Annotated in this window: 17 protein-coding genes; 8 read left to right on the top strand and 9 right to left on the bottom strand. The window is 64.1% G+C overall.

Going from position 1 to position 19,162, the window contains the following annotated elements:
- Positions 1-12: 12 nt before the first annotated feature.
- Both panD and BEK68_RS11575 read right to left on the bottom strand, forming a co-directional pair.
- Positions 13-375, bottom strand: coding sequence for an aspartate 1-decarboxylase (gene panD, locus BEK68_RS11580; RefSeq protein WP_009241493.1), 363 nt, complete (start codon positions 373-375; stop codon positions 13-15).
- Positions 376-458: 83 nt separating this feature from the next.
- Positions 459-1,598 carry a Re/Si-specific NAD(P)(+) transhydrogenase subunit alpha gene (locus BEK68_RS11575; protein WP_004632846.1) on the bottom strand — a complete coding sequence of 380 codons (1,140 nt, stop codon included), beginning with the start codon at positions 1,596-1,598 and terminating at the stop codon, positions 459-461.
- Between the two features lie 288 nt (positions 1,599-1,886).
- Between BEK68_RS11575 and BEK68_RS11570 the strand changes: the two genes are divergently transcribed.
- From BEK68_RS11570 to BEK68_RS11560, 3 genes are all read left to right on the top strand, one after another.
- Positions 1,887-2,381, top strand: coding sequence for an NUDIX hydrolase (locus BEK68_RS11570; RefSeq protein ID WP_004632845.1), 495 nt, complete (start codon positions 1,887-1,889; stop codon positions 2,379-2,381).
- Positions 2,378-3,490 (top strand): tRNA 2-thiouridine(34) synthase MnmA, encoded by a 1,113-nt coding sequence (gene mnmA, locus BEK68_RS11565; protein ID WP_012436389.1) that lies wholly within the window; start codon positions 2,378-2,380, stop codon positions 3,488-3,490. The genes BEK68_RS11570 and mnmA overlap by 4 nt, the downstream gene beginning before the upstream one ends.
- Positions 3,491-3,579: 89 nt before the next feature.
- On the top strand, positions 3,580-5,178 hold the full coding sequence (locus BEK68_RS11560; protein WP_012436388.1) for an FMN-binding glutamate synthase family protein: 1,599 nt from the start codon (positions 3,580-3,582) through the stop codon (positions 5,176-5,178).
- 20 nt (positions 5,179-5,198) lie between these two features.
- Here BEK68_RS11560 and BEK68_RS11555 read toward each other — a convergent pair whose 3' ends face one another.
- Positions 5,199-5,807: a glutathione S-transferase gene (locus tag BEK68_RS11555; RefSeq protein ID WP_012436387.1), complete on the bottom strand. Its 609-nt coding sequence runs from the start codon at positions 5,805-5,807 to the stop codon at positions 5,199-5,201.
- Positions 5,808-6,046: 239 nt separating this feature from the next.
- On the opposite strand from BEK68_RS11555, the gene purB reads away from it, so the two are divergent.
- From purB to BEK68_RS11535, 4 genes are all read left to right on the top strand, one after another.
- Positions 6,047-7,420, top strand: coding sequence for an adenylosuccinate lyase (gene purB / locus BEK68_RS11550; protein ID WP_004632841.1), 1,374 nt, complete (start codon positions 6,047-6,049; stop codon positions 7,418-7,420).
- A gap of 262 nt (positions 7,421-7,682) precedes the next feature.
- Positions 7,683-8,264, top strand: a complete 582-nt coding sequence (locus BEK68_RS11545; protein WP_012436386.1) for a cytochrome b — start codon at positions 7,683-7,685, stop codon at positions 8,262-8,264.
- Positions 8,265-8,363: 99 nt separating this feature from the next.
- Complete coding sequence (locus BEK68_RS11540; protein WP_012436385.1) at positions 8,364-8,936, top strand: YceI family protein; 573 nt, start codon at positions 8,364-8,366, stop codon at positions 8,934-8,936.
- A 63-nt stretch (positions 8,937-8,999) separates the two neighbouring features.
- Positions 9,000-9,596: a YceI family protein gene (locus BEK68_RS11535; protein ID WP_012436384.1), complete on the top strand. Its 597-nt coding sequence runs from the start codon at positions 9,000-9,002 to the stop codon at positions 9,594-9,596.
- A gap of 95 nt (positions 9,597-9,691) precedes the next feature.
- Here the strand turns inward: BEK68_RS11535 and secF are convergent, their stop codons facing one another.
- From secF to queA, 5 genes are all read right to left on the bottom strand, one after another.
- Positions 9,692-10,663, bottom strand: coding sequence for a protein translocase subunit SecF (gene secF, locus BEK68_RS11530; protein ID WP_004632837.1), 972 nt, complete (start codon positions 10,661-10,663; stop codon positions 9,692-9,694).
- Positions 10,664-10,742: 79 nt separating this feature from the next.
- Positions 10,743-12,632: a protein translocase subunit SecD gene (gene secD, locus BEK68_RS11525; RefSeq protein ID WP_012436383.1), complete on the bottom strand. Its 1,890-nt coding sequence runs from the start codon at positions 12,630-12,632 to the stop codon at positions 10,743-10,745.
- Between the two features lie 110 nt (positions 12,633-12,742).
- The gene (yajC, locus tag BEK68_RS11520) at positions 12,743-13,075 is read right to left on the bottom strand and encodes a preprotein translocase subunit YajC (protein WP_004632835.1); all 333 of its coding nucleotides are present in this window, start codon (positions 13,073-13,075) and stop codon (positions 12,743-12,745) included.
- 105 nt (positions 13,076-13,180) lie between these two features.
- Entirely contained in the window at positions 13,181-14,332 is a 1,152-nt protein-coding gene (gene tgt / locus BEK68_RS11515; protein ID WP_012436382.1) for a tRNA guanosine(34) transglycosylase Tgt, read from the bottom strand.
- Between the two features lie 2 nt (positions 14,333-14,334).
- Positions 14,335-15,414, bottom strand: a complete 1,080-nt coding sequence (gene queA, locus BEK68_RS11510) for a tRNA preQ1(34) S-adenosylmethionine ribosyltransferase-isomerase QueA (protein WP_012436381.1) — start codon at positions 15,412-15,414, stop codon at positions 14,335-14,337.
- Positions 15,415-15,545: 131 nt separating this feature from the next.
- Here queA and recG point away from each other — a divergent pair, with 131 nt between their 5' ends.
- Positions 15,546-17,693 carry an ATP-dependent DNA helicase RecG gene (recG, locus tag BEK68_RS11505; RefSeq protein WP_012436380.1) on the top strand — a complete coding sequence of 716 codons (2,148 nt, stop codon included), beginning with the start codon at positions 15,546-15,548 and terminating at the stop codon, positions 17,691-17,693.
- A 254-nt stretch (positions 17,694-17,947) separates the two neighbouring features.
- Here recG and BEK68_RS11500 read toward each other — a convergent pair whose 3' ends face one another.
- On the bottom strand, positions 17,948-19,111 hold the full coding sequence (locus BEK68_RS11500) for a metallophosphoesterase (RefSeq protein ID WP_004632831.1): 1,164 nt from the start codon (positions 19,109-19,111) through the stop codon (positions 17,948-17,950).
- Positions 19,112-19,162: the final 51 nt, after the last annotated feature.

Here is a 19,162-nt window from a genome sequence, read left to right as displayed (position 1 = left end):
CCGCCTGGCGCGTCAGGTTTCCTTGATGGCCTTGATCTTGTTGCCCTCGCCCAGCAGCACGACTTTGGGCTTGTAGCTGGCGACTTCTTCTTCGTTCATCGGCGCGTAAGTGCAGATGATCAGCAGGTCGCCCACGTGGGCGCGGCGTGCGGCGGCGCCGTTGAGCGAGATTTCGCCCGAGCCGCGTTTGCCCTTGATGATGTAGGTCGAGAAGCGTTCGCCGTTGTTGACGTTGTACAGCTCGATCTTTTCGTATTCGCGCATGTCGGCGGCATCGAGGAGGTCCTCGTCGATGCCGCAGGAGCCTTCGTAGTCGAGATCGGCCTGGGTGACCGTCGCGCGGTGCAGCTTGGCGCGAAGCATGTTGCGTTGCATGAAGCTTTCCTTGAAACAAAAGATGAAATCGCCACTGGCCACCATGCCGGGCTGTGACGCCCGGCAGGCCGCCGTCTCCGTTCTTATTTGGCGGCGCTCGTGGCTGCGGGAGCGCGCACCACCTGGCCGGCCTGGCTGAGCAGGCAGGCGGCCACGATGTCGTCTTCGCGGTTGATGTTCAAGCCGCCATCCTTGTCGATGATCAGCTTGAGGAAATCAAGCACGTTACGGGCGTAGAGGGCAGAGGCATCGGCCGCCACCATCGACGCGAGGTTGGTGTAGCCCACCAGCGTGACGCCGTGTTTGACGACCACGCGGTCGGCTTCGGTCAGCGGGCAGTTGCCGCCTTGCGCTGCCGCCAGATCGACGACGACCGAGCCTGGCTTCATGGCCTGCACGGTAGCTTCCGACAGCAGCGTCGGCGCGCGGCGGCCCGGGATCAGCGCCGTCGTGATGACGATGTCGGCTTGGGCTGCACGCGTGTGCACGAGTTCGGCCTGGCGGCGCATCCAGTCAGGCGGCATCGGGCGGGCATAGCCGCCCACGCCCTGGGCGATTTCGCGCTCTTCGTCCGTCAGGAACGGTACGTCGAGAAACTTCGCACCCAGCGATTCGATCTGCTCTTTCACCGCTGGCCGCACGTCGGACGCCTCAATGACGGCACCCAGGCGCTTGGCCGTGGCGATGGCCTGCAGGCCGGCCACACCGGCGCCGAGGATCAGCACGCGCGCGGCTTTCACGGTGCCAGCGGCGGTCATCAACATCGGCATGAAGCGCTGGTAATGGTTGGCAGCGACCATCACCGCCTTGTAGCCGGCGATGTTGGCCTGCGAGGAGAGCACGTCCATGCTCTGCGCGCGCGTGGTGCGCGGCGCGGCTTCCAGCGCAAACGCGGTGACGTTGGCGGCGGCGAGGCGGGCCGTGTTTTCGTCATCAAACGGGTTGAGCATGCCGACCAGCACGGCGCCCGGTTGCATCTGCGCCAGTTCGGCCGCTTCCGGCGAGCGCACCTTGAGCACGATCTGCGCGCCAAGCGCCTCGGCGGCGGTTCCGATCTTGGCGCCGGCCGCCACATAGGCGTCGTCAGGCTGGGCAGCGGCGACACCGGCACCCGATTGCACCGTGACCTGATGGCCAAGCGCCACGTACTTTTTCACCGTTTCCGGGGTCGCGGCAACGCGCGTCTCGTCCGCCCGCGTCTCCTGCGGGATGCCGATGTGCATCGTGTTCTCTCCTCGCTGATTATGGTTAGGATGCGCGCGAAGTGAACGAAGGCGCGCTGGATCAGGATCGACGTGCAGCTTACCCGAACTTTTTGGCGCACGGACGCTCGTCGAATGCCATGTCGAATATCCGATCCAACATGGAATGCGGGCCGATTCTGCGCAAACGTGTGCTCAATTGTTCACAACTCAGGCCTGGCGCGACATGCCCTTGTTCCAGCGGCCCCATGCAAGCGGGGAGGGCAGCCTCCAGCTACAATAACGCCTTGTTTTTGTTGCCTTTTTGCCATGAACCAAGCTGTCCGCTGGAAACCCAGCGTTACCGTTGCCGCCGTCATTGAACAGGACGGGCGCTTTCTGCTGGTGGAGGAGCACACCGATGCTGGCTTGCGCCTGAACCAGCCTGCCGGCCATCTCGACCCGGACGAAAGCCTGGTCGACGCCGTCGCGCGCGAGGCACTGGAAGAAACCGCCTACAGCTTTGTGCCGACCGCGTTTCTGGGCTGCTACATGGCGCAGTTCCAGCCGCCGCAGGGGGATCCGGTCACCTACGTGCGGATGGCATTTACCGGCGAGCTGGGCCCCCAAGACCCGCGCCGCACGCTGGACGACGGCATCGTTCGCACTGTCTGGATGACGGCGGATGAAGTCCGCGCCAGCCGCGAGCGCCATCGCAGCCCGCTGCTGCTCGCCTGCGTGGAGGACTACCTGGCCGGCAAGCGGTATCCGCTTGACGTCATCCACACGCACGCCAGCGTGTACGGCCTGGGAGCGCAGTCATGAGCAAGAAGCGCATCGTCGTCGGGATGTCGGGCGGCGTGGATTCCTCCGTCACTGCCTGGCTGCTCAAACAGCAGGGCTACGACGTCGTCGGCCTGTTCATGAAGAACTGGGAAGATGATGATGACAGCGAATACTGCTCGACCCGGCAGGACTGGATCGACGTGGTATCGGTGGCCGACCTGATCGGCGTCGACGTGGAAGCCGTCAACTTTGCCGCAGAGTACAAAGACCGCGTGTTTGCGGACTTCCTGCGCGAGTATTCGGCCGGCCGCACCCCGAATCCCGACGTGCTGTGCAACGCCGAGATTAAGTTCAAGGCCTTCCTCGATCATGCGATGGCGTTAGGCGCCGACACCATCGCGACCGGGCACTACGCCCGCGTGCGAGAGGTCGATGGCCGCTTCGAGCTGCTCAAGGCGTTCGATCACACGAAGGACCAGAGCTACTTCCTGCACCGGCTGAACCAAGCGCAGCTTTCGCGCACGCTGTTCCCGCTGGGCGAGATGCCGAAGACGAAAGTGCGTGAAATTGCTGCCGAGATTGGCCTGCCGAACGCCAAGAAGAAGGACTCGACCGGCATCTGCTTCATCGGCGAGCGGCCGTTCCGCGATTTCCTCAACCGCTACCTGCCGACCAAGCCCGGCCCGATCAAGACGCCGGACGGCAAGACCATCGGCGAGCACATCGGCCTGGCGTTCTACACGCTGGGACAGCGTAAGGGCATCGGCATCGGCGGCAGCCGCGACGGCACCGGCGATGCCTGGTACGTGGCGCGCAAGGACATGGCGGCCAACACGTTGTACGTCGTGCAGGGGCACGACCACCCGTGGCTGCTGGCGCATACCGTGCACGCCGACGATCTAAGCTGGGTTGCCGGCCACGCGCCCGCCGAAGGCACGCACCTTGGCGCCAAGACGCGTTACCGCCAGGCGGATGCGCCTTGCACGGTCGCACGCGCGGCAGGCGGCGCACTCACGCTGACCTTCTCCGAGGCGCAGTGGGCCGTCACGCCAGGCCAGTCCGCCGTGCTGTACGACGGCGAGGTCTGCCTCGGCGGCGGCATTATTTCGGCAGCTGAGCCGGCAGTCGTCGAAAAGGCGATCGCCTAAGCGGTTTTCGCAACACTGCGTTGTGGTGGCTGCGGCTGTTGCGGCACTCGTTTATTCTTGCGCCCTGATTCGTCTCCACAGGGTTGGTCATGCTGCCACGTCGTTACTGGGCCTTTGCGGGCGTTGGGCTGTTGTTTGCCGTCACCGCCGGGTTTGCGGTGGCGGGGCGCCTGCATTGGGTGTGCGCGGTCATTCCGGGCATGTTTGTCATCCTGGGCGTGCACGACCTCACGCAGACGCGCCATTCGGTGCTGCGCAACTACCCGCTCTGGGGCCATTTCCGCTTCCTGTTCGAGTTCATTCGCCCGGAAATACGCCAGTACTTCGTTGAAGACGACACGGACGAAAAGCCATTCTCGCGCGCCCAGCGCAGCATCGTTTATCAGCGCGCCAAGGGCGAAGTCGATAGCCGTCCGTTCGGCACCGAAGTCGATGTGAAGGTGGCGGGGCACGAGTGGATCGGCCACTCGCTGGCGCCAACGCGCATTGCCTCGTCGGACTTCCGCGTGATGGTGGGCGAGGGGCGCGCCAAGCCGTATTCGATGTCGGTGTTCAACATCTCGGCGATGAGCTTCGGGGCGCTGTCGGGCAATGCCATTCGCGCGCTCAACCGTGGTGCGAAGCTCGGCAACTTCATCCATGACACGGGCGAGGGTTCGATCTCGCCGTACCACCGCGAAGAAGGCGGCGACCTGATCTGGGAAGTCGCCTCCGGCTACTTCGGCTGCCGTGACGCCAATGGCCGCTTTGATCCGGACCGCTTTGCCGAACAGGCGCGCAGCCCCCAGGTGAAGATGATCGAGGTAAAGCTGTCTCAGGGCGCCAAGCCGGGGCACGGTGGCGTCCTGCCTGCCGCCAAGGTGACGCCCGAGATTGCCGCCACGCGCGGTATTCAGATCGGCAAGGACTGCATCTCGCCGGCCGCGCATTCGGAATTCAGCACGCCGCTGGGGCTCCTGCAGTTTGTGGATCGGCTGCGTACGCTGTCGGGCGGCAAGCCGACCGGCTTCAAACTGTGCATCGGGCATCCGTGGGAGTTCTTCGGCATCGTCAAGGCAATGCTCGAGTCCGGCATCCTGCCGGACTTCATCGTCGTCGACGGGGCGGAGGGCGGCACGGGTGCGGCGCCGCTGGAATTTACCGACCACGTCGGCACGCCGCTGCAGGAAGGGCTGCTGCTGGTGCACAACACGCTGGTGGGAGCTAACCTGCGCGACAAGATCAAGATTGGCGCGTCAGGCAAGATCGTCACGGCGTTCGATGTAGCCCGCACGCTCGCGATGGGTGCCGACTGGTGCAACGCTGCGCGCGGCTTCATGTTTGCGCTGGGCTGCATCCAGGCGCAGAAGTGCCACACCGACCGCTGCCCGACCGGCGTGGCGACACAAGACCCGTCTCGCCAGAAGGCGCTGGTGGTGCCGGACAAGGCCGAGCGCGTGCATCAATATCACGCGCACACGCTGCATGCACTGCTGGAACTGACGCAGGCGGCCGGCCTGCAGCATCCGGCGGATTTCCGCGCGCACCACATCGTGCGGCGCGTGTCGGGTAACGAGGTGCAGTTGCTCTCCGCTCTGCTCAAGTACCTCGAACCCGGCGACCTGCTGGCCGGGCGGTATCGCTTCCAGTTGTACGAACGCTACTGGCCGATGGCCCGGGCCGAACGGTTTGATCCGGTGGCCGTGTAACGCTCGCCAATTGCTATGGATTACTGCGGCTGGGTTTCCATGAAACTCGGCCGCTTTTCAATGCGCGCGTAGAACGTGGCGAGGTTGGCGTGACGCTCGCGCCAGTCGATCTGCGGCTGGCGGAAATCCAGGTAGGCAAGTGCGCAACCGACGGCGATGTCGGCCAGCGTCAGATGGTTTCCGTTGCACCAGGTCTTGTCGGCCAAGCCTTGCGACATGGCTTGCAGCGCCTGATCGATCTTGTGGCTCTGGCGCGCGAGCCACGTTTCGCTGCGCTGCTCCGGCGTGCGCTGTGTATGTTCGATGCGCAGCATGAGCGCGGCGTCGAGCAGGCCGTCGGCCAGCGCTTCCCAGCAGCGCACTTCTACGCGTTCACGGCTCGAAGGCGGAATGAGGCGCGCCACCGGCGACAGCGTATCGGCGTATTCCGCAATGACGCGCGAGTCGAACAGGGCGCCGCCGTCGTCCATCACCAGGCAGGGCACCTTGCCCAGCGGGTTGAACTGGTGGATCTGCGTATCTGCGCTCCACACGTCTTCCAGCACGAACTGGTAGTCGATTTTCTTTTCAGCCAGGACGACGCGCACCTTGCGGGTGTACGGGCTGGCGTGCGATCCGATCAGTTTCATAGGCATGTCATGTTGGAGGCGGAAGTATAGCCGCGCACTTTCCCGAGTGCGCTGGGCGGCGCCTGGCCCCAACTCAACCAAACGGAGGCTTGCTTTAGGCTGGATTGGCCATGAAAGACAGGTGCCGGGTGGTAAAATCGCGGGCTCGCTTGGGTGCGCATATGCACCTTGGTTCAACGCGCAACGCCGCGTCCGGGTTGTCCGGATTGAGATTCCCTTCACATTTTTCCCCGCCTGCCATGTCGTCGCTTTCTGCCCTGACCGCTCTGTCTCCCATCGATGGCCGCTACGCTGCCAAGGCCGATCCGCTGCGCGAGTGGCTGTCGGAAGCCGCTTTCATGCGCAATCGCGTGAAGGTGGAGGTGCATTGGCTGATCGCCCTGTCGCAGGCTGGCCTGGCAGAGATTCCGCGCTTCTCGGCCGCCGCCGAGGGCGCACTGCTGGCTCTGGTGGAGAACTTTGCCGAGGCAGACGCCGCCCGCATCAAAGAGATCGAAGCCGTCACCAACCATGACGTGAAGGCCGTCGAGTACTGGATGAAGGAGCGCGTGCGCGGCAATGCCGAACTGGAAGCCGCCAGCGAGTTCATCCACTTCGCCTGCACGTCGGAAGACATCAATAACACCTCCCACGGGATGATGCTCAAGGGTGCGCGTGACACCGTGATCGTGCCGACGCTGCGCCGCGTTCAGGCTCGCCTGGTGGAGCTGGCTCATGCCAACGCCGACGTGCCGATGCTGTCGCGCACGCACGGCCAGCCGGCCAGCCCGACCACGCTGGGCAAGGAAATGGCCAACGTGGCCGCGCGCCTGGACCGCGCCATCCGCCGCATCGAAGCCGTTGAACTGCTGGGCAAGATGAACGGCGCCGTGGGCAACTACAATGCGCACCTGTCGGCGTATCCGTCGCTGGACTGGGAAGCCTTCTCGAAGAACGTGATCGAGACGCGCCTGGGCCTGACGTTCAACCCGTACACCATCCAGATCGAGCCGCACGATTACATGGCGGAGCTGTTCGACGCCGTGGCGCGCGCCAACACGATCATCCTGGATCTGGACCGCGACGTCTGGGGCTACATCTCGCAGGGCTACTTCAAACAGAAGACCAAGGCCGGCGAGATCGGCTCGTCGACGATGCCACACAAGGTCAACCCGATCGACTTCGAAAACTCCGAAGGCAACGTCGGCCTGGCCAACGCGGTGCTGCGCCATCTGTCGGAAAAGCTGCCGGTATCGCGTTGGCAGCGTGATCTGACCGATTCGACCGTGCTGCGCAACATCGGCGTGGCGTTCGGCTATAGCCTGCTCGCATACGACGCCTGCCTGCGCGGCCTCGGCAAGCTCGAAACCAACCCGGCCCGTCTGGCCGAAGACCTCGACGCCTGCTGGGAAGTGCTGGCCGAGCCGGTGCAGACCGTGATGCGTCGCTACGGCATTGCCAACCCGTACGAGCAACTCAAGGAACTGACGCGCGGCAAGGGCATTTCGCGAGATGCGCTGCGTGAGTTCATCGGCACGCTGGCGATTCCCGAAGACGCTCGCAAGCTGCTGCTGGACATGACGCCCGGCAGCTATATCGGCAAGGCAGAAGAACTGGCGCGCCGTATCGCCTGATTGTTGCAAAAATTTGGTGGTGTGGTCTGAAGAACGGCCCGCTCTCGAATCCGAGGGCGGGCCGTTTTGGTTGGCGTCCTCCGCAGAGCTATCCGCTGAGCCGCTGGCATTAATATGCTTAGTCAATCAAAAAATTTGAATTGCTTGGTGAACTTCGCGCTGACTTGACCGGTCGGATTGCGCAAATAATGCACAACTGTTTGGCGCCGTGGCCCTATCCACAGGCGCCGCCACCGAGCGCTCCAAAATACCGAGGGAACCGATGTCACAAGCCGCCCACTCGAATCCCGCCATGCGCGGCGCCGCTGACCACGGCGCCTATACCAAGCCGGCGATTGCGATGCACTGGATCGTCGCGTTGCTGATCTTCGCGGCCTTCGGGCTCGGTCTGTACATGACCGATATCCCGGGCTTTACGCCTACCAAGCTGAAACTGTTCTCGTATCACAAATGGATCGGTATCACGGTGCTGATCTTTGCGGTGCTGCGCGTGCTGTGGCGCTTGACGCATCCCGCGCCGGGCCCTGTGCCGGGCATGCCGAAGTGGCAACACGCCGCCGCGGAAGCCGCGCACGTCGGGTTGTATCTTTTGATTCTTGCGGTGCCGCTGACCGGCTATCTGCTCAGCGTCGCGGCCGGCGTCAAGGTTGTCTATCTTGGCCTGTGGGAACTGCCGATGCCGTTCGACAAGAGCGACGCGCTGAAAGACATCTTCAGCATGGCGCACGAATGGCTGAACTGGACCATGGCGGCCATCGTCGTGGTGCACATCCTGGCTGCGCTCAAGCACCACGTCGTCGAGCGTGACGGCACGCTGCGCCGCATGGTGCCTTTCCTCCGCTGATTTCCAAACGTGCCGGTGCACGGTGTGTGCCGGTGCTTCTGCCTCGCCATCCTCACCAAGACTGCCGGCATGATCCGGCCTGACCGAAGGAGTCTGATGATGAAACGTTTTGTGCGCCCCCGCGTCATCGCCCTGGTTGCTGCCGGCGCGCTGGCGATCGCTGCCGTGTCGGTATCGGCCATCGCCCAGGTGGATGCCGCCAAGAGCAGCGTCACCGCCACCGGCAAGCAGCTCGGTGTGCCGATGGACATCAAGTTCGGCAAGTTCGACGCGGCGGTGAACTACAACCCGGCCAACGTGGCGGCATCGACTGCCAAAGTCGACATCGATGTCACCAGCGTCGACGTGGGCAGTAAGGAATACAACGACGAACTCAAGAAGAAGGATTGGTTCGACACCGCCAAGTATCCGAAGGCGACGTTCGTGTCGTCTGCGTTCAAGCCCGGCGCGGGCGGCAAGGTTGACGTGGTCGGTAAGCTGACCATCAAGGGCATTACGCAAGATGTGACGGCACCTTTCACCTTCAGGCAGGAAGGCGCCACGCAGATATTTGAAGGCGCACTGCCGGTCAAGCGCAACGCATTCAAGGTGGGTGACGGTGAGTGGAAGGACACGTCGGTCGTCTCGGACGACGTAACGATCAAGTTCCGCGTCGTCATCGCCAAGAAGTAATCAGCAGTTCCAACCCAACGTTTTTCCGGCCCTCGTGTGCCGCTTTTATCCGCAGGAGTTCTCATGAAATTGCGTACCCTCGTTGCCGCACTGTCGGCCATTGCTGCCACCGCCGCCTTTGCTGCACCGGCCACGTACCAACTCGATCCGAGCCACACCTACCCAAGCTTCGAAGCTGACCACATGGGCGGTCTGTCGAAGTGGCGCGGCAAGTTCGAAAAGTCCAGCGGCACCGTGACGCTGGATCGCGCCGCCAAGACCGGCAGCATCGACGTGACCGTGCAGACTGACAGCATCGACTTCGGTCTCGCCAAGATGAACGAGCACGCCAAGAGCGCCGAGATTTTCGACGTGGCCAAGTACCCGACCGCCACGTTCAAGGGCAACTTCACGAAGTTCAAGGGCGACGTGCCGACCGAAGCCGAAGGCCAGTTGACGCTGCATGGCGTGACCAAGCCGGCCAAGCTGGAAATCGACGCGTTCAAGTGCATGCAGCACCCGATGCTCAAGCGTGAAGTCTGCGGCGCCGATGCCGAGATGAAGTTCAAGCGCGACGACTTCGGCGTGGACTACGGCAAGGCCTATGGCTTCAACATGGAAACCAAGCTGAAGATCCAGGTGGAAGGCGTCAAGCAAGACGCCAGCGTCGCGCAGCAATAAGCCACGCAGCCGCTACAACCAAAGAAAAAGCCCCGCAGCTGCGGGGCTTTTTGTTGCCCGAGAATGCGCTTTCAGGGCGATGCGAAGCGAGGTCTTCAGACCTGCGCGCCGAAGTTCGGATCGTCTTCTTTCGGGCCACCGGCCTTCTTCTCGGACTTGACCAGGTCTTCACGCTTGACGCCGAGCCACATGCACAGCGCAGCGGCAACGAACACCGACGAGTAGATACCGAACAGGATACCGATCGTCAGCGCCAGGGCGAAGTAGTGCAGCGTCGGGCCGCCGAACACCAGCATCGACACCACCATCATTTCGGTCGAGCCGTGGGTGATGATCGTGCGCGAGATGGTGCTGGTAATCGCGTGATCGATCACCTCGTGCGTGTTCATCTTGCGGTACTTGCGGAAGGCTTCGCGGATCCGGTCGAAAATCACCACGGATTCGTTGACCGAATAGCCCAGCACCGCCAGCACCCCCGCCAGCACCGACAGCGAAAACTCCCACTGGAAGAAGGCGAAGAAGCCCAGGATGATCACAACGTCGTGCAGGTTGGCGATCACGCCCGCAACGGCAAACTTCCATTCGAAGCGGATCGACAGGTAGATCACGATGCCGACCACAACGAACAGGAGCGCCAGCAGGCCGTCGGTGGCGAGCTCCTTGCCCACTTGCGGGCCGACGAACTCAACGCGCTGCAGCTTGGCGTCGGGGTTCACAGCGTTCAGGGCTGTCATCACCTGCTGGCTTTGCACGGCCGAGGCGATGGGCTTGCCGTCCGGGCCGGTCTTGAGCGGCAGACGGATCATCACGTCGCGCGAGGTGCCGAAGTTCTGCACCTGCGCATCGGCGTAGCCGAGCTTCTCAACGTCGCCGCGGATCTTCGGCAGATCGGCGGCCTGGGTGTAAGCGACTTCCATCACCGTACCGCCGGTGAACTCCACCGACAGGTGCAGCCCCTTGTGGAACAGGAAGAAGACAGCGGCGATAAACGTCAGGAACGACAGCGCGTTGAGGATCAACGCGTGCTTCATGAACGGAATGTCGCGGCGGATGCGGAAAAACTCCATGGTCTGCCCTTTGTGGCGACCGCCCCTTCATGTTGGGGGCGGTGCCGGTTTTATGCGAGATTCGTTGTGGGTGGCGTGATTACTTGGCGGGCGATTCCGCGTTCGTATTGCCCGGCTTCCACACCTGCCCGATGGCGACGCTCTGGAGCTTCTTCTTGCGGCCGTACCAGAGGTTCACGAGACCGCGGTTGAAGAACACCGCCGAGAACATGGACGTGCCGATCCCCAGGCAGTGCACGATCGCGAAGCCGCGTACCGGGCCCGAACCGAAGGCGATCAGCGCCAGACCGGCGATGAGCGTCGTCACGTTCGAATCGAGGATGGTCGCCCAGGCACGGTCAAAGCCGGCGGCGATGGCCATCTGTGCCGACGCGCCGCTGCGCAGCTCTTCACGCACGCGCTCGTTGATCAGCACGTTCGCGTCAATGGCCATACCGAGCGCCAGTGCGATGGCCGCGATACCCGGCAACGTGAGCGTGGCCTGCAGCATGGAGAGCAGTGCGATCAGCAGGAACACGTTGACGCCGAGGGCCGCCACCGAGAACGCGCCGAACAGCATGTAGTACAGCACCATGAACACCGAGATGGCGAGGAAGCCGTACAGCGCCGAATCGAAGCCTTTCTTGATGTTATCGGCACCCAGCGATGGGCCGATGGTGCGTTCTTCGATGATTTCCATTGGCGCGGCCAGCGAGCCTGCACGCAGCAGCAGCGCCAGGTCGGAAGCCGCCTCGGTCGAGCCCATGCCGGTGATCTGGAAGCGCGAGCCCAGTTCGGACTGGATGGTCGCCACCGTCAGCACTTCGCCCTTGCCCTTTTCAAAGAGCACGATACCCATGCGCTTGCCGATGTTGTCACGCGAGACATCGCGCAGCATGCGGCCGCCCTGGCCGTCGAGCGTGATGTCGACCGACGAATTGTGGTTTTGGTCGAAGCCCGCCGAGGCGCTGGTGATGCGATCGCCCGTGAAGATCACCTGCTTCTGCAGCAGGACGGGAGCGCTGCGCCCTTGCGTGAACAGCTCGTCGCCCAGCGGTACCGGGTCGCCGGGGCGGGGCGCGAGCGGCGCGTTCGGATCGGCCAGGCGCGCTTCCAGCGTAGCGGTGCGGCCGATGATGTCCTTGGCCTTGGCGGTGTCCTGCACGCCGGGCAATTGCACAACGATGCGGTCCGGGCCCTGCTGTTGGATCACCGGCTCGGCCACGCCGAGTTCGTTCACTCGGTTATGCAGCGTGACGATGTTCTGCTTGACTGCGTTGTCCTGCACTTCCTTCATCGCAGCGGCGGTGAAGGTGCCGGTGAGCGTGGCGCCGTCGGCGCTCTTGTCCACGGTGTAGGCCAGTTCGCGGGTCGAATCGGCCAGCAGCGTGCGGGCGCGGTCGGCGTCGTCCGGGGTGCTGAACTTGATCGTGATGGTGTTGCCGTTGCGGTCGATGCCGCTGTGTCGAATGCCCTTGTCACGCAGTTGCGTGCGGATGTCGCCGGCCAGCGAGTCGAGCTTCTTCGTCACGGCGCCGTTCATGTCGACCTGCAGCAGGAAGTGCACGCCACCGCGCAAATCGAGGCCCAGGAACATGGGCTTGGCAAAGAACGGTGCCCCGCTCAACCAGCGCGGCGAACCGGGCAGCAGGTTCAGCGCCACGATGTAGGTCGGATCGGCTTGATCGGTGTTCAGGCCGCGGGCCAGGATGTCCTTGGCCTTGAGCTGCGTGTCGGTGTCGGCAAAACGCACGCGCACGCTGGCGGAGGTGCCGTTGTTGTCGAAGAACACGCCGTCGGGCTGAATGCTGGCCGCAGCCAGCAGGCTCTCGACCTGCTTTTGCACGTTCAGGTCGACCTTGACGGTGGCCTTGCCCGAAGACACCTGCACAGCAGGCGCCTCACCGAAGAAGTTCGGCAGCGTATAGAGGAACCCAATGGCAAGCGCCACCAGGATCACAAGGTATTTCCAGAGCGGATAGCGATTCATCTTGGAATGCAGAGAGGCGACGCCGAAGGGCGCGGGCGCGGATTCTTAGAATAGGCGCTGCCTGGGGTTCCGGCGCCGGCACAATCGTGCGCGGCGCCTGGATGTGGCGATTACAGCGCCTTGAGCGTGCCCTTGGGCAGCACGGTGGTCACGGCACTCTTCTGGACAGTGATTTCGGTGTTGGCAGCGATTTCCACGGTGACGTACTGCTCGGCCACCTTGCTGACCTTACCGAGGATGCCGCCGGCGGTGACCACTTCGTCGCCCTTGGCCAGGGCTTCGAGCATCGCCTTGGTTTCTTTCTGGCGCTTCATTTGCGGGCGGATCATGATGAACCACAGCACCACGAACATCAGGATGATGGGCAGGAAGCTCATCAGGCCACCCGCGGCACCACCAGCTGCCGGTGCAGTTTGCGCGTAAGCGTCGGAAATCAGGAACACGTCAGAACTCCGTAATGGTTCGTCAATCGGTCAAAAATCGGACCCGACATTCTACCATTGCGATGCTGCGGCAAATGGGCGCGCCGGGCACCCTGGGCAGGCGCGTTACAACGCTCCGCGCGCGCGGTCTGCAGCAAAGCGCGCCTGGAATGCGGCAAAGCCGTGCGACTCGATGGCGGTGCGCATTTCGGCCATCAATTCCAGGTAGTAATACAGGTTGTGGATGGTGTTCAGGCGGGCACCCAGGATCTCGCCGACGCGCTGCAAATGGTGCAGGTAGGCGCGGGAGAAATTGCTGCAGGTGTAGCAACCGCAGGTCTCGTCCAGCGGGCGCGGATCGTTGCGGTGCACCGCGTTCTTGATCTTGATGTCGCCAAAGCGGGTGAAGAGCCAGCCGTTGCGCGCGTTGCGGGTCGGCATCACGCAGTCGAACATGTCGACGCCGGCGGCAACGCCTGCCACCAGGTCTTCCGGCGTGCCCACGCCCATCAGGTAATGCGGCTTGTCGGCAGGCAGGCGAGGCGCCACGTGCTGCAGCACGCGCATCATGTCTTCCTTGGGTTCGCCGACCGACAGGCCACCGATGGCGTAGCCGCCGAAACCTTCGCCGCCCGCATCGGCGTCAATCGCTTGCAAACCGGCCAGCGATTCATCGCGCAGGTTCTCGAACATGCCGCCCTGGACGATGGCGAACAGCGCGTTCGGATTCTTCTCGCGCTCGAATTCGTTGCGTGAGCGCTGGGCCCAACGCAGGCTCATGCGCATCGAGGCGGCGGCTTCGGCCTCGGTGGCGGGGCGATCGCCGATTTTGTATGGCGTGCATTCGTCGAACTGCATGACGATGTCGGAGTTCAGCCGGCGCTGGATCTGCATCGAGATCTCGGGCGACAGGAACAGCTTGTCGCCATTGATGGGCGACGCAAACGTCACGCCATCCTCGGTGATCTTGCGCAGATCACCCAGCGAAAACACCTGAAAACCACCCGAATCGGTCAGGATGGGCTTGTCCCAGCCGTTGAAGCCATGCAGGCCCTTGTGCGCGTCCATCACTTCCAGGCCCGGGCGCAGCCACAGGTGGAACGTGTTGCCAAGGATGATCTGTGCGCCGATGTCCTTCAGCTCCGCCGGGGACATCGCCTTGACCGCGCCATAGGTGCCCACCGGCATGAAGATGGGCGTTTCGACCACGCCGTGGTTCAGGGTCATGCGGCCGCGTCGGGCGAGGCCATCAGTGGTGAGCAGTTCGTACTTGAGCATGGTCAGAGCGATTGGGTTTCGCCGGGTTCGCCGGGTTCGCCGGGTTCGGTGGGGGCGCGCGTCAGCAGCATGGCGTCGCCGTAACTGAAGAAGCGGTAGCGCTGGGCGATGGCGTGCTGATAGGCCTCACGGATGGCGCTCATGCCGGCAAACGCCGATACCAGCATCAGCAAGGTCGACTTGGGCAGGTGGAAGTTCGTCACCAGCAGGTCGACGGCGCGGAAGCGGTAGCCGGGGGTGATGAAGATGTCGGTCTCGCCGCTGCAGGCATTGAGCGTGCCATCCGGCTGCGCGGCCGATTCAAGCGCGCGCATCGACGTTGTGCCGACCGCGATCACGCGGCCGCCGGCTGCGCGCGTGGCGCGGATCGCTTCGGCCAGTTCGGGCGTAATTTCGTACCACTCGCTGTGCATGCGGTGCTCGGCAATGTTTTCCACGCGCACCGGCTGGAACGTGCCGGCACCGACGTGCAGCGTGAGAAAACCGCGCCGGATGCCCATGGCGTCCAGCTTGGCGAACAGCGCATCGTCGAAATGCAGACCGGCCGTGGGTGCCGCGACGGCGCCCGGGTTGCGCGCATAGACGGTCTGGTAGCGCGTCTCGTCGAAGCTGTCGGGGTCGTGCTCGATGTAGGGCGGCAGCGGCAGGCGGCCGTACTGCTCGATCAGATCGAGCGCCGGCTGCGGGAAACGCAACGTAAAGAACGGCTCGGCGCGCGGTCCGACCGTCACGTCAAAGGCGTCGGCCAGGCGCAGCGAGGTGCCCTCGACGGGCGACTTGCTGGAGCGGATCTGCGCCAGCACCGTGTGTTCGTCCAGCAGGCGCTCGACAAGCACCTCCACCTTGCCGCCGCTGGCTTTGTGGCCAAAAAAGCGTGCCTTGATGACGCGCGTGTCGTTGAAGACCAGCAGGTCGCCGGGGCGCAGGTAGTCGACCAGGTCGGCAAACTGGCGGTCTTCAAAATGCACGGCATCTTCCGTACGGCGTACGGCCAGCAGGCGGCTCGCGGTGCGGTCGGGCAGGGCGGTTTGTGCGATCAGCTCAGGCGGCAGATCGAAATCGAAATCGGACAGCGTCAGCATGAAAAGTGGCGCAGACGTGGATTGCGCCAAGTGATGGTCGCGGGCGCCGGTACAATCGGGCGACTCGCAAAGTTCGCCATTGTAAACGTCCTGTGCCGTCTCGCGCCCGTTCCGCCACTGATGCTGCTCCTATGCCCGACGCTGATACTGCGCCGGCGCCGAAGCCAAAACGCGCGGCCACGGCAGACAAGCCAGCCAAGGCAACGGCCAAAACTGCCCGCCCAGCAGACAAGCTCGCCAAGCTCGGCCTGCACCGCGACGTCGATCTCGTCCTCCATCTGCCGATGCGCTACGAGGATGAAACCACGCTGCTGACCATTGCCGAGGCCACGGCCCGCGCCAACACCGGCTGGGCTGCGCAGGTGGAAGGCACGGTCACGCGCAATGAAGTGGCGTTTCGGCCGCGTCGGCAGCTCGTCGTGCATATCGCCGATGACTCGGGCGAGCTGGTCCTGCGCTTTCTCAATTTCTACGGCAGCCAGGTCAAGCAGATGGCCGAAGGCGTGCGCCTGCGCGTGCGCGGCGAAGTGCGCGGCGGCTTCTTCGGCGCCGAGATGGTGCACCCGACCGTGCGCGCCGTGGCGGACGATGAGCCGCTGCCCGATCGCCTGACACCGGTGTATCCGAGCACGGCCGGCGTGGCGCAGGCCTATCTGCGCAAGGCGATCCTGAACGCGCTCACGCGCACGCCGCTGCCGGAAACGCTGCCGAACAGCCTCGTCACCGGCCCGCTCGCGCCGCTCAAGCTGATGACGCCGGCCGACGCCGTGCGCCTGCTGCATCAGCCGATGCCCGATGTCGATGAGCACAGCCTCGTCGAGCGCACGCACCCGGCGTGGCTGCGCATCAAGTTTGATGAACTACTGTCGCAGCAGTTGTCGCTCAAGCGTGCGCAGGCCGCGCGCCGCATGCGCAACGCGCCCATCCTGCGCGACAGCGGCAAGGATGGGCTGCTCGCGCGCTTCATGGATGCGCTGCCGTTCAAGCTGACCGGCGCCCAGGCCCGCGTGTGGGAAGAGATTCGCGCCGATCTCGCGCACCCGTACCCGATGCAGCGGTTGCTGCAGGGCGATGTGGGCAGCGGCAAGACCGTCATTGCCGCGCTGGCAGCCTGCCAGGCCATCGATGCGGGCTGGCAGGCGGCGCTGATGGCGCCGACAGAACTGTTGGCCGAGCAGCACTATCGCAAGCTTTCTGCGTGGCTCGAACCGCTTGGCGTGGACATCGTCTGGCTGGCCGGCAGCCTCAAGCGCAAGCAGAAGGACGAGGCGGCGGCGCGCGTGGCGGCCGGCACGGCGCAACTCGTGATCGGTACGCACGCGCTGATCCAGGATGCGGTCACGTTCGCGCGGCTCGGCCTGGCGGTGGTCGATGAACAGCATCGCTTCGGCGTGGCGCAGCGGCTCGCCCTGCGCGGCAAGGCGAGCAACGGCGACGGCCCCGCCGCCAACGTCCAGGTGCCGCACCAACTGATGATGTCCGCCACGCCGATCCCGCGCACGCTGGCGATGACGTATTACGCCGATCTCGACGTCTCTGCCATCGACGAGTTGCCGCCCGGCCGCACGCCCATCGTGACGCGCCTGGTCAACGATGCGCGGCGCGACGAAGTGATTGAACGCATCTACGCCGCAGCACGCGAAGGGCGACAGGTCTACTGGGTTTGCCCGCTGATCGAGGAAAGCGAAGCGCTGCAATTGCAGACCGCCGTTGAAACCTTCGAGACGCTTTCGCAAAGTCTGCAAGGCCTGAAGGTGGGCCTCGTGCATGGACGCCTGCCATCGGCCGAGAAGGCCGCCGTGATGAGCGCCTTCGCCGGCGGCGACCTGCACGTGCTGGTGGCCACCACCGTCATCGAAGTGGGCGTGGACGTGCCCAATGCCTCATTGATGGTGATCGAGCACGCCGAGCGCTTTGGCCTTGCGCAACTGCATCAACTGCGCGGGCGGGTGGGGCGCGGCACGGCGGAATCGGTCTGCGTGCTGCTGTATCAGGCGCCACTGTCCCCGACGGCCAAGCAACGCCTGCAGACCATGCGCGAGACCACCGACGGTTTCGAAATCGCCCGGCGCGATCTGGAGATCCGCGGCCCTGGCGAGTTCCTGGGGGCGAGGCAATCGGGCGAAGCGATGCTGCGCTTTGCCGACCTGAACCAAGATGCGTGGCTCGTCGAGTTTGCGCAGGGCACCGCGGACGAGATGCTCGCGCGCTTTCCTGAAGCCGTCGACACCCATCTCAAGCGCTGGCTGGGCGAGCGCGAGCACTACCTGCGTGTTTAAGGGCTGAGGCGCACGCTTCGGTACGCCAGCTGTGCCTGCTTGCGCAAGCGCTTGACCGTGTCCATCGCACGATCGGCCTGCTTGAGCGGGGCGGCGATCTCCGTCTCTCCGTCAGCTGAACGACACGGACCGGCATGTCGCCCGTATGAGGCGCCGTTACAACTTTCGTATGCTCTGCGACGGCGCGGGTGGACTCGGCCGGGCGCGAGACGTTGATGTCCCATCGCTCTTCGTCCGACGCTCGCCCTCACGGCTTAGCCGATAGTCGGCTCCAGCCGAATCAGCGTGATCTCCGACGGCGCACCGAACCGCTTGGGCGGGCCCCAATATCCGGTGCCACGGCTGGTGTAGATCCACAGACGCCCCAGCTTGTGCAACCCGGCCGTAAATGGCTGCTGCAGCGGGACAAACAAACTCCACGGCCAGAACTGGCCACCATGCGTGTGTCCTGACAGTTGCAGGTCGAAGCCGGCCTCTGCCGCGGCCGGGGCGCTACGCGGTTGATGCGCGAGCAGGATCGTGGGCGTCACGCCGGACGGCGACCCCGCCAGCGCTCGCGTCGGATCGCTCGTGTGGGCAGTGTCGAACTTACCCGCACTGAAATCGGTCACGCCTGCGATCACCAGTGGCGCGCCGTCATGTTCGAGCACCGCATGCTCGTTCATCAGCACCCGCATGCCGAGCCGCTCGAACTCGGATACCCACGGGCCGACGCCCGAGTAGTACTCATGATTACCCGTTACCGCAAAAACGCCGTGCCGAGCCGACATGCCGGCCAGCGGCGCGATATGTGGTCGCAGCACTTCGACCTCGCCGTCCACCAGATCGCCCGTCACGGCGATGACATCGGGTTGCAGTGCATTGAGCCGGTCGACCACGCCCGCCACATACGCACGCTTGATGGTGGGGCCGACATGCAGATCGGTGATTTGCGCGATGGTGAAGCCGTGCAGCGGCGCCGGCAGGCCCGCGATGGGCACCGTTACCCGCGCGACGCGGGGGATGCGACGCGCGTTGACATAGCCGATCAACGTCACCAGCAAGGTGAGCGCGACGACGAGCAGGGCCGAGTCATGCCGATAAGCCTGTGGCAGCACGATCAGCGCGATGTCGCGCAGCAGCGTCAGCACGAACAGCGAAGAGAACAGGCCCATCAGCAACGCACCGAACCAAGACACGCGATCCGCCAGCGAGATGGGGCGGATCACGAAGCGCGCCGCCATCCCAGTGGGAATCATCACCGTCGATATGAGTAGGAAGATGATGCCCGCAGCCCAGCCGGCGCCATTCCAGCCCAGATCCGGCAGCAGCCGCCATCCAATGTAGACATGCAGCGCTGCCATGAGCCCGACCGTCGTCATCAGGAAGCGGCGTCTGCCGCGGGGCAGGGATCGACTTCCGTTAGGTTCGTCACGCATGCTGGGGCGGCTCCTTACTGTTTTGTATTTCGGTGAAACGCATTCACGGAA

It is taken from the genome of Ralstonia pickettii (assembly GCF_001699815.1).
In the GTDB taxonomy this organism is placed as follows: Bacteria; Pseudomonadota; Gammaproteobacteria; order Burkholderiales; family Burkholderiaceae; genus Ralstonia; species Ralstonia thomasii.
This window is presented reverse-complemented; position numbering and strand designations above follow the sequence as displayed.

Coding starts and splice junctions, on each gene's coding strand:
- panD (WP_009241493.1), bottom strand. CDS start 375: ATGCAACGCAACATGCTTCGCGCCAAGCTGCACCGCGCGACGGTCACC.
- BEK68_RS11575 (WP_004632846.1), bottom strand. CDS start 1,598: ATGCACATCGGCATCCCGCAGGAGACGCGGGCGGACGAGACGCGCGTT.
- BEK68_RS11570 (WP_004632845.1), top strand. CDS start 1,887: ATGAACCAAGCTGTCCGCTGGAAACCCAGCGTTACCGTTGCCGCCGTC.
- mnmA (WP_012436389.1), top strand. CDS start 2,378: ATGAGCAAGAAGCGCATCGTCGTCGGGATGTCGGGCGGCGTGGATTCC.
- BEK68_RS11560 (WP_012436388.1), top strand. CDS start 3,580: ATGCTGCCACGTCGTTACTGGGCCTTTGCGGGCGTTGGGCTGTTGTTT.
- BEK68_RS11555 (WP_012436387.1), bottom strand. CDS start 5,807: ATGAAACTGATCGGATCGCACGCCAGCCCGTACACCCGCAAGGTGCGC.
- purB (WP_004632841.1), top strand. CDS start 6,047: ATGTCGTCGCTTTCTGCCCTGACCGCTCTGTCTCCCATCGATGGCCGC.
- BEK68_RS11545 (WP_012436386.1), top strand. CDS start 7,683: ATGTCACAAGCCGCCCACTCGAATCCCGCCATGCGCGGCGCCGCTGAC.
- BEK68_RS11540 (WP_012436385.1), top strand. CDS start 8,364: ATGAAACGTTTTGTGCGCCCCCGCGTCATCGCCCTGGTTGCTGCCGGC.
- BEK68_RS11535 (WP_012436384.1), top strand. CDS start 9,000: ATGAAATTGCGTACCCTCGTTGCCGCACTGTCGGCCATTGCTGCCACC.
- secF (WP_004632837.1), bottom strand. CDS start 10,663: ATGGAGTTTTTCCGCATCCGCCGCGACATTCCGTTCATGAAGCACGCG.
- secD (WP_012436383.1), bottom strand. CDS start 12,632: ATGAATCGCTATCCGCTCTGGAAATACCTTGTGATCCTGGTGGCGCTT.
- tgt (WP_012436382.1), bottom strand. CDS start 14,332: ATGCTCAAGTACGAACTGCTCACCACTGATGGCCTCGCCCGACGCGGC.
- queA (WP_012436381.1), bottom strand. CDS start 15,414: ATGCTGACGCTGTCCGATTTCGATTTCGATCTGCCGCCTGAGCTGATC.
- recG (WP_012436380.1), top strand. CDS start 15,546: ATGCCCGACGCTGATACTGCGCCGGCGCCGAAGCCAAAACGCGCGGCC.
- BEK68_RS11500 (WP_004632831.1), bottom strand. CDS start 19,111: ATGCGTGACGAACCTAACGGAAGTCGATCCCTGCCCCGCGGCAGACGC.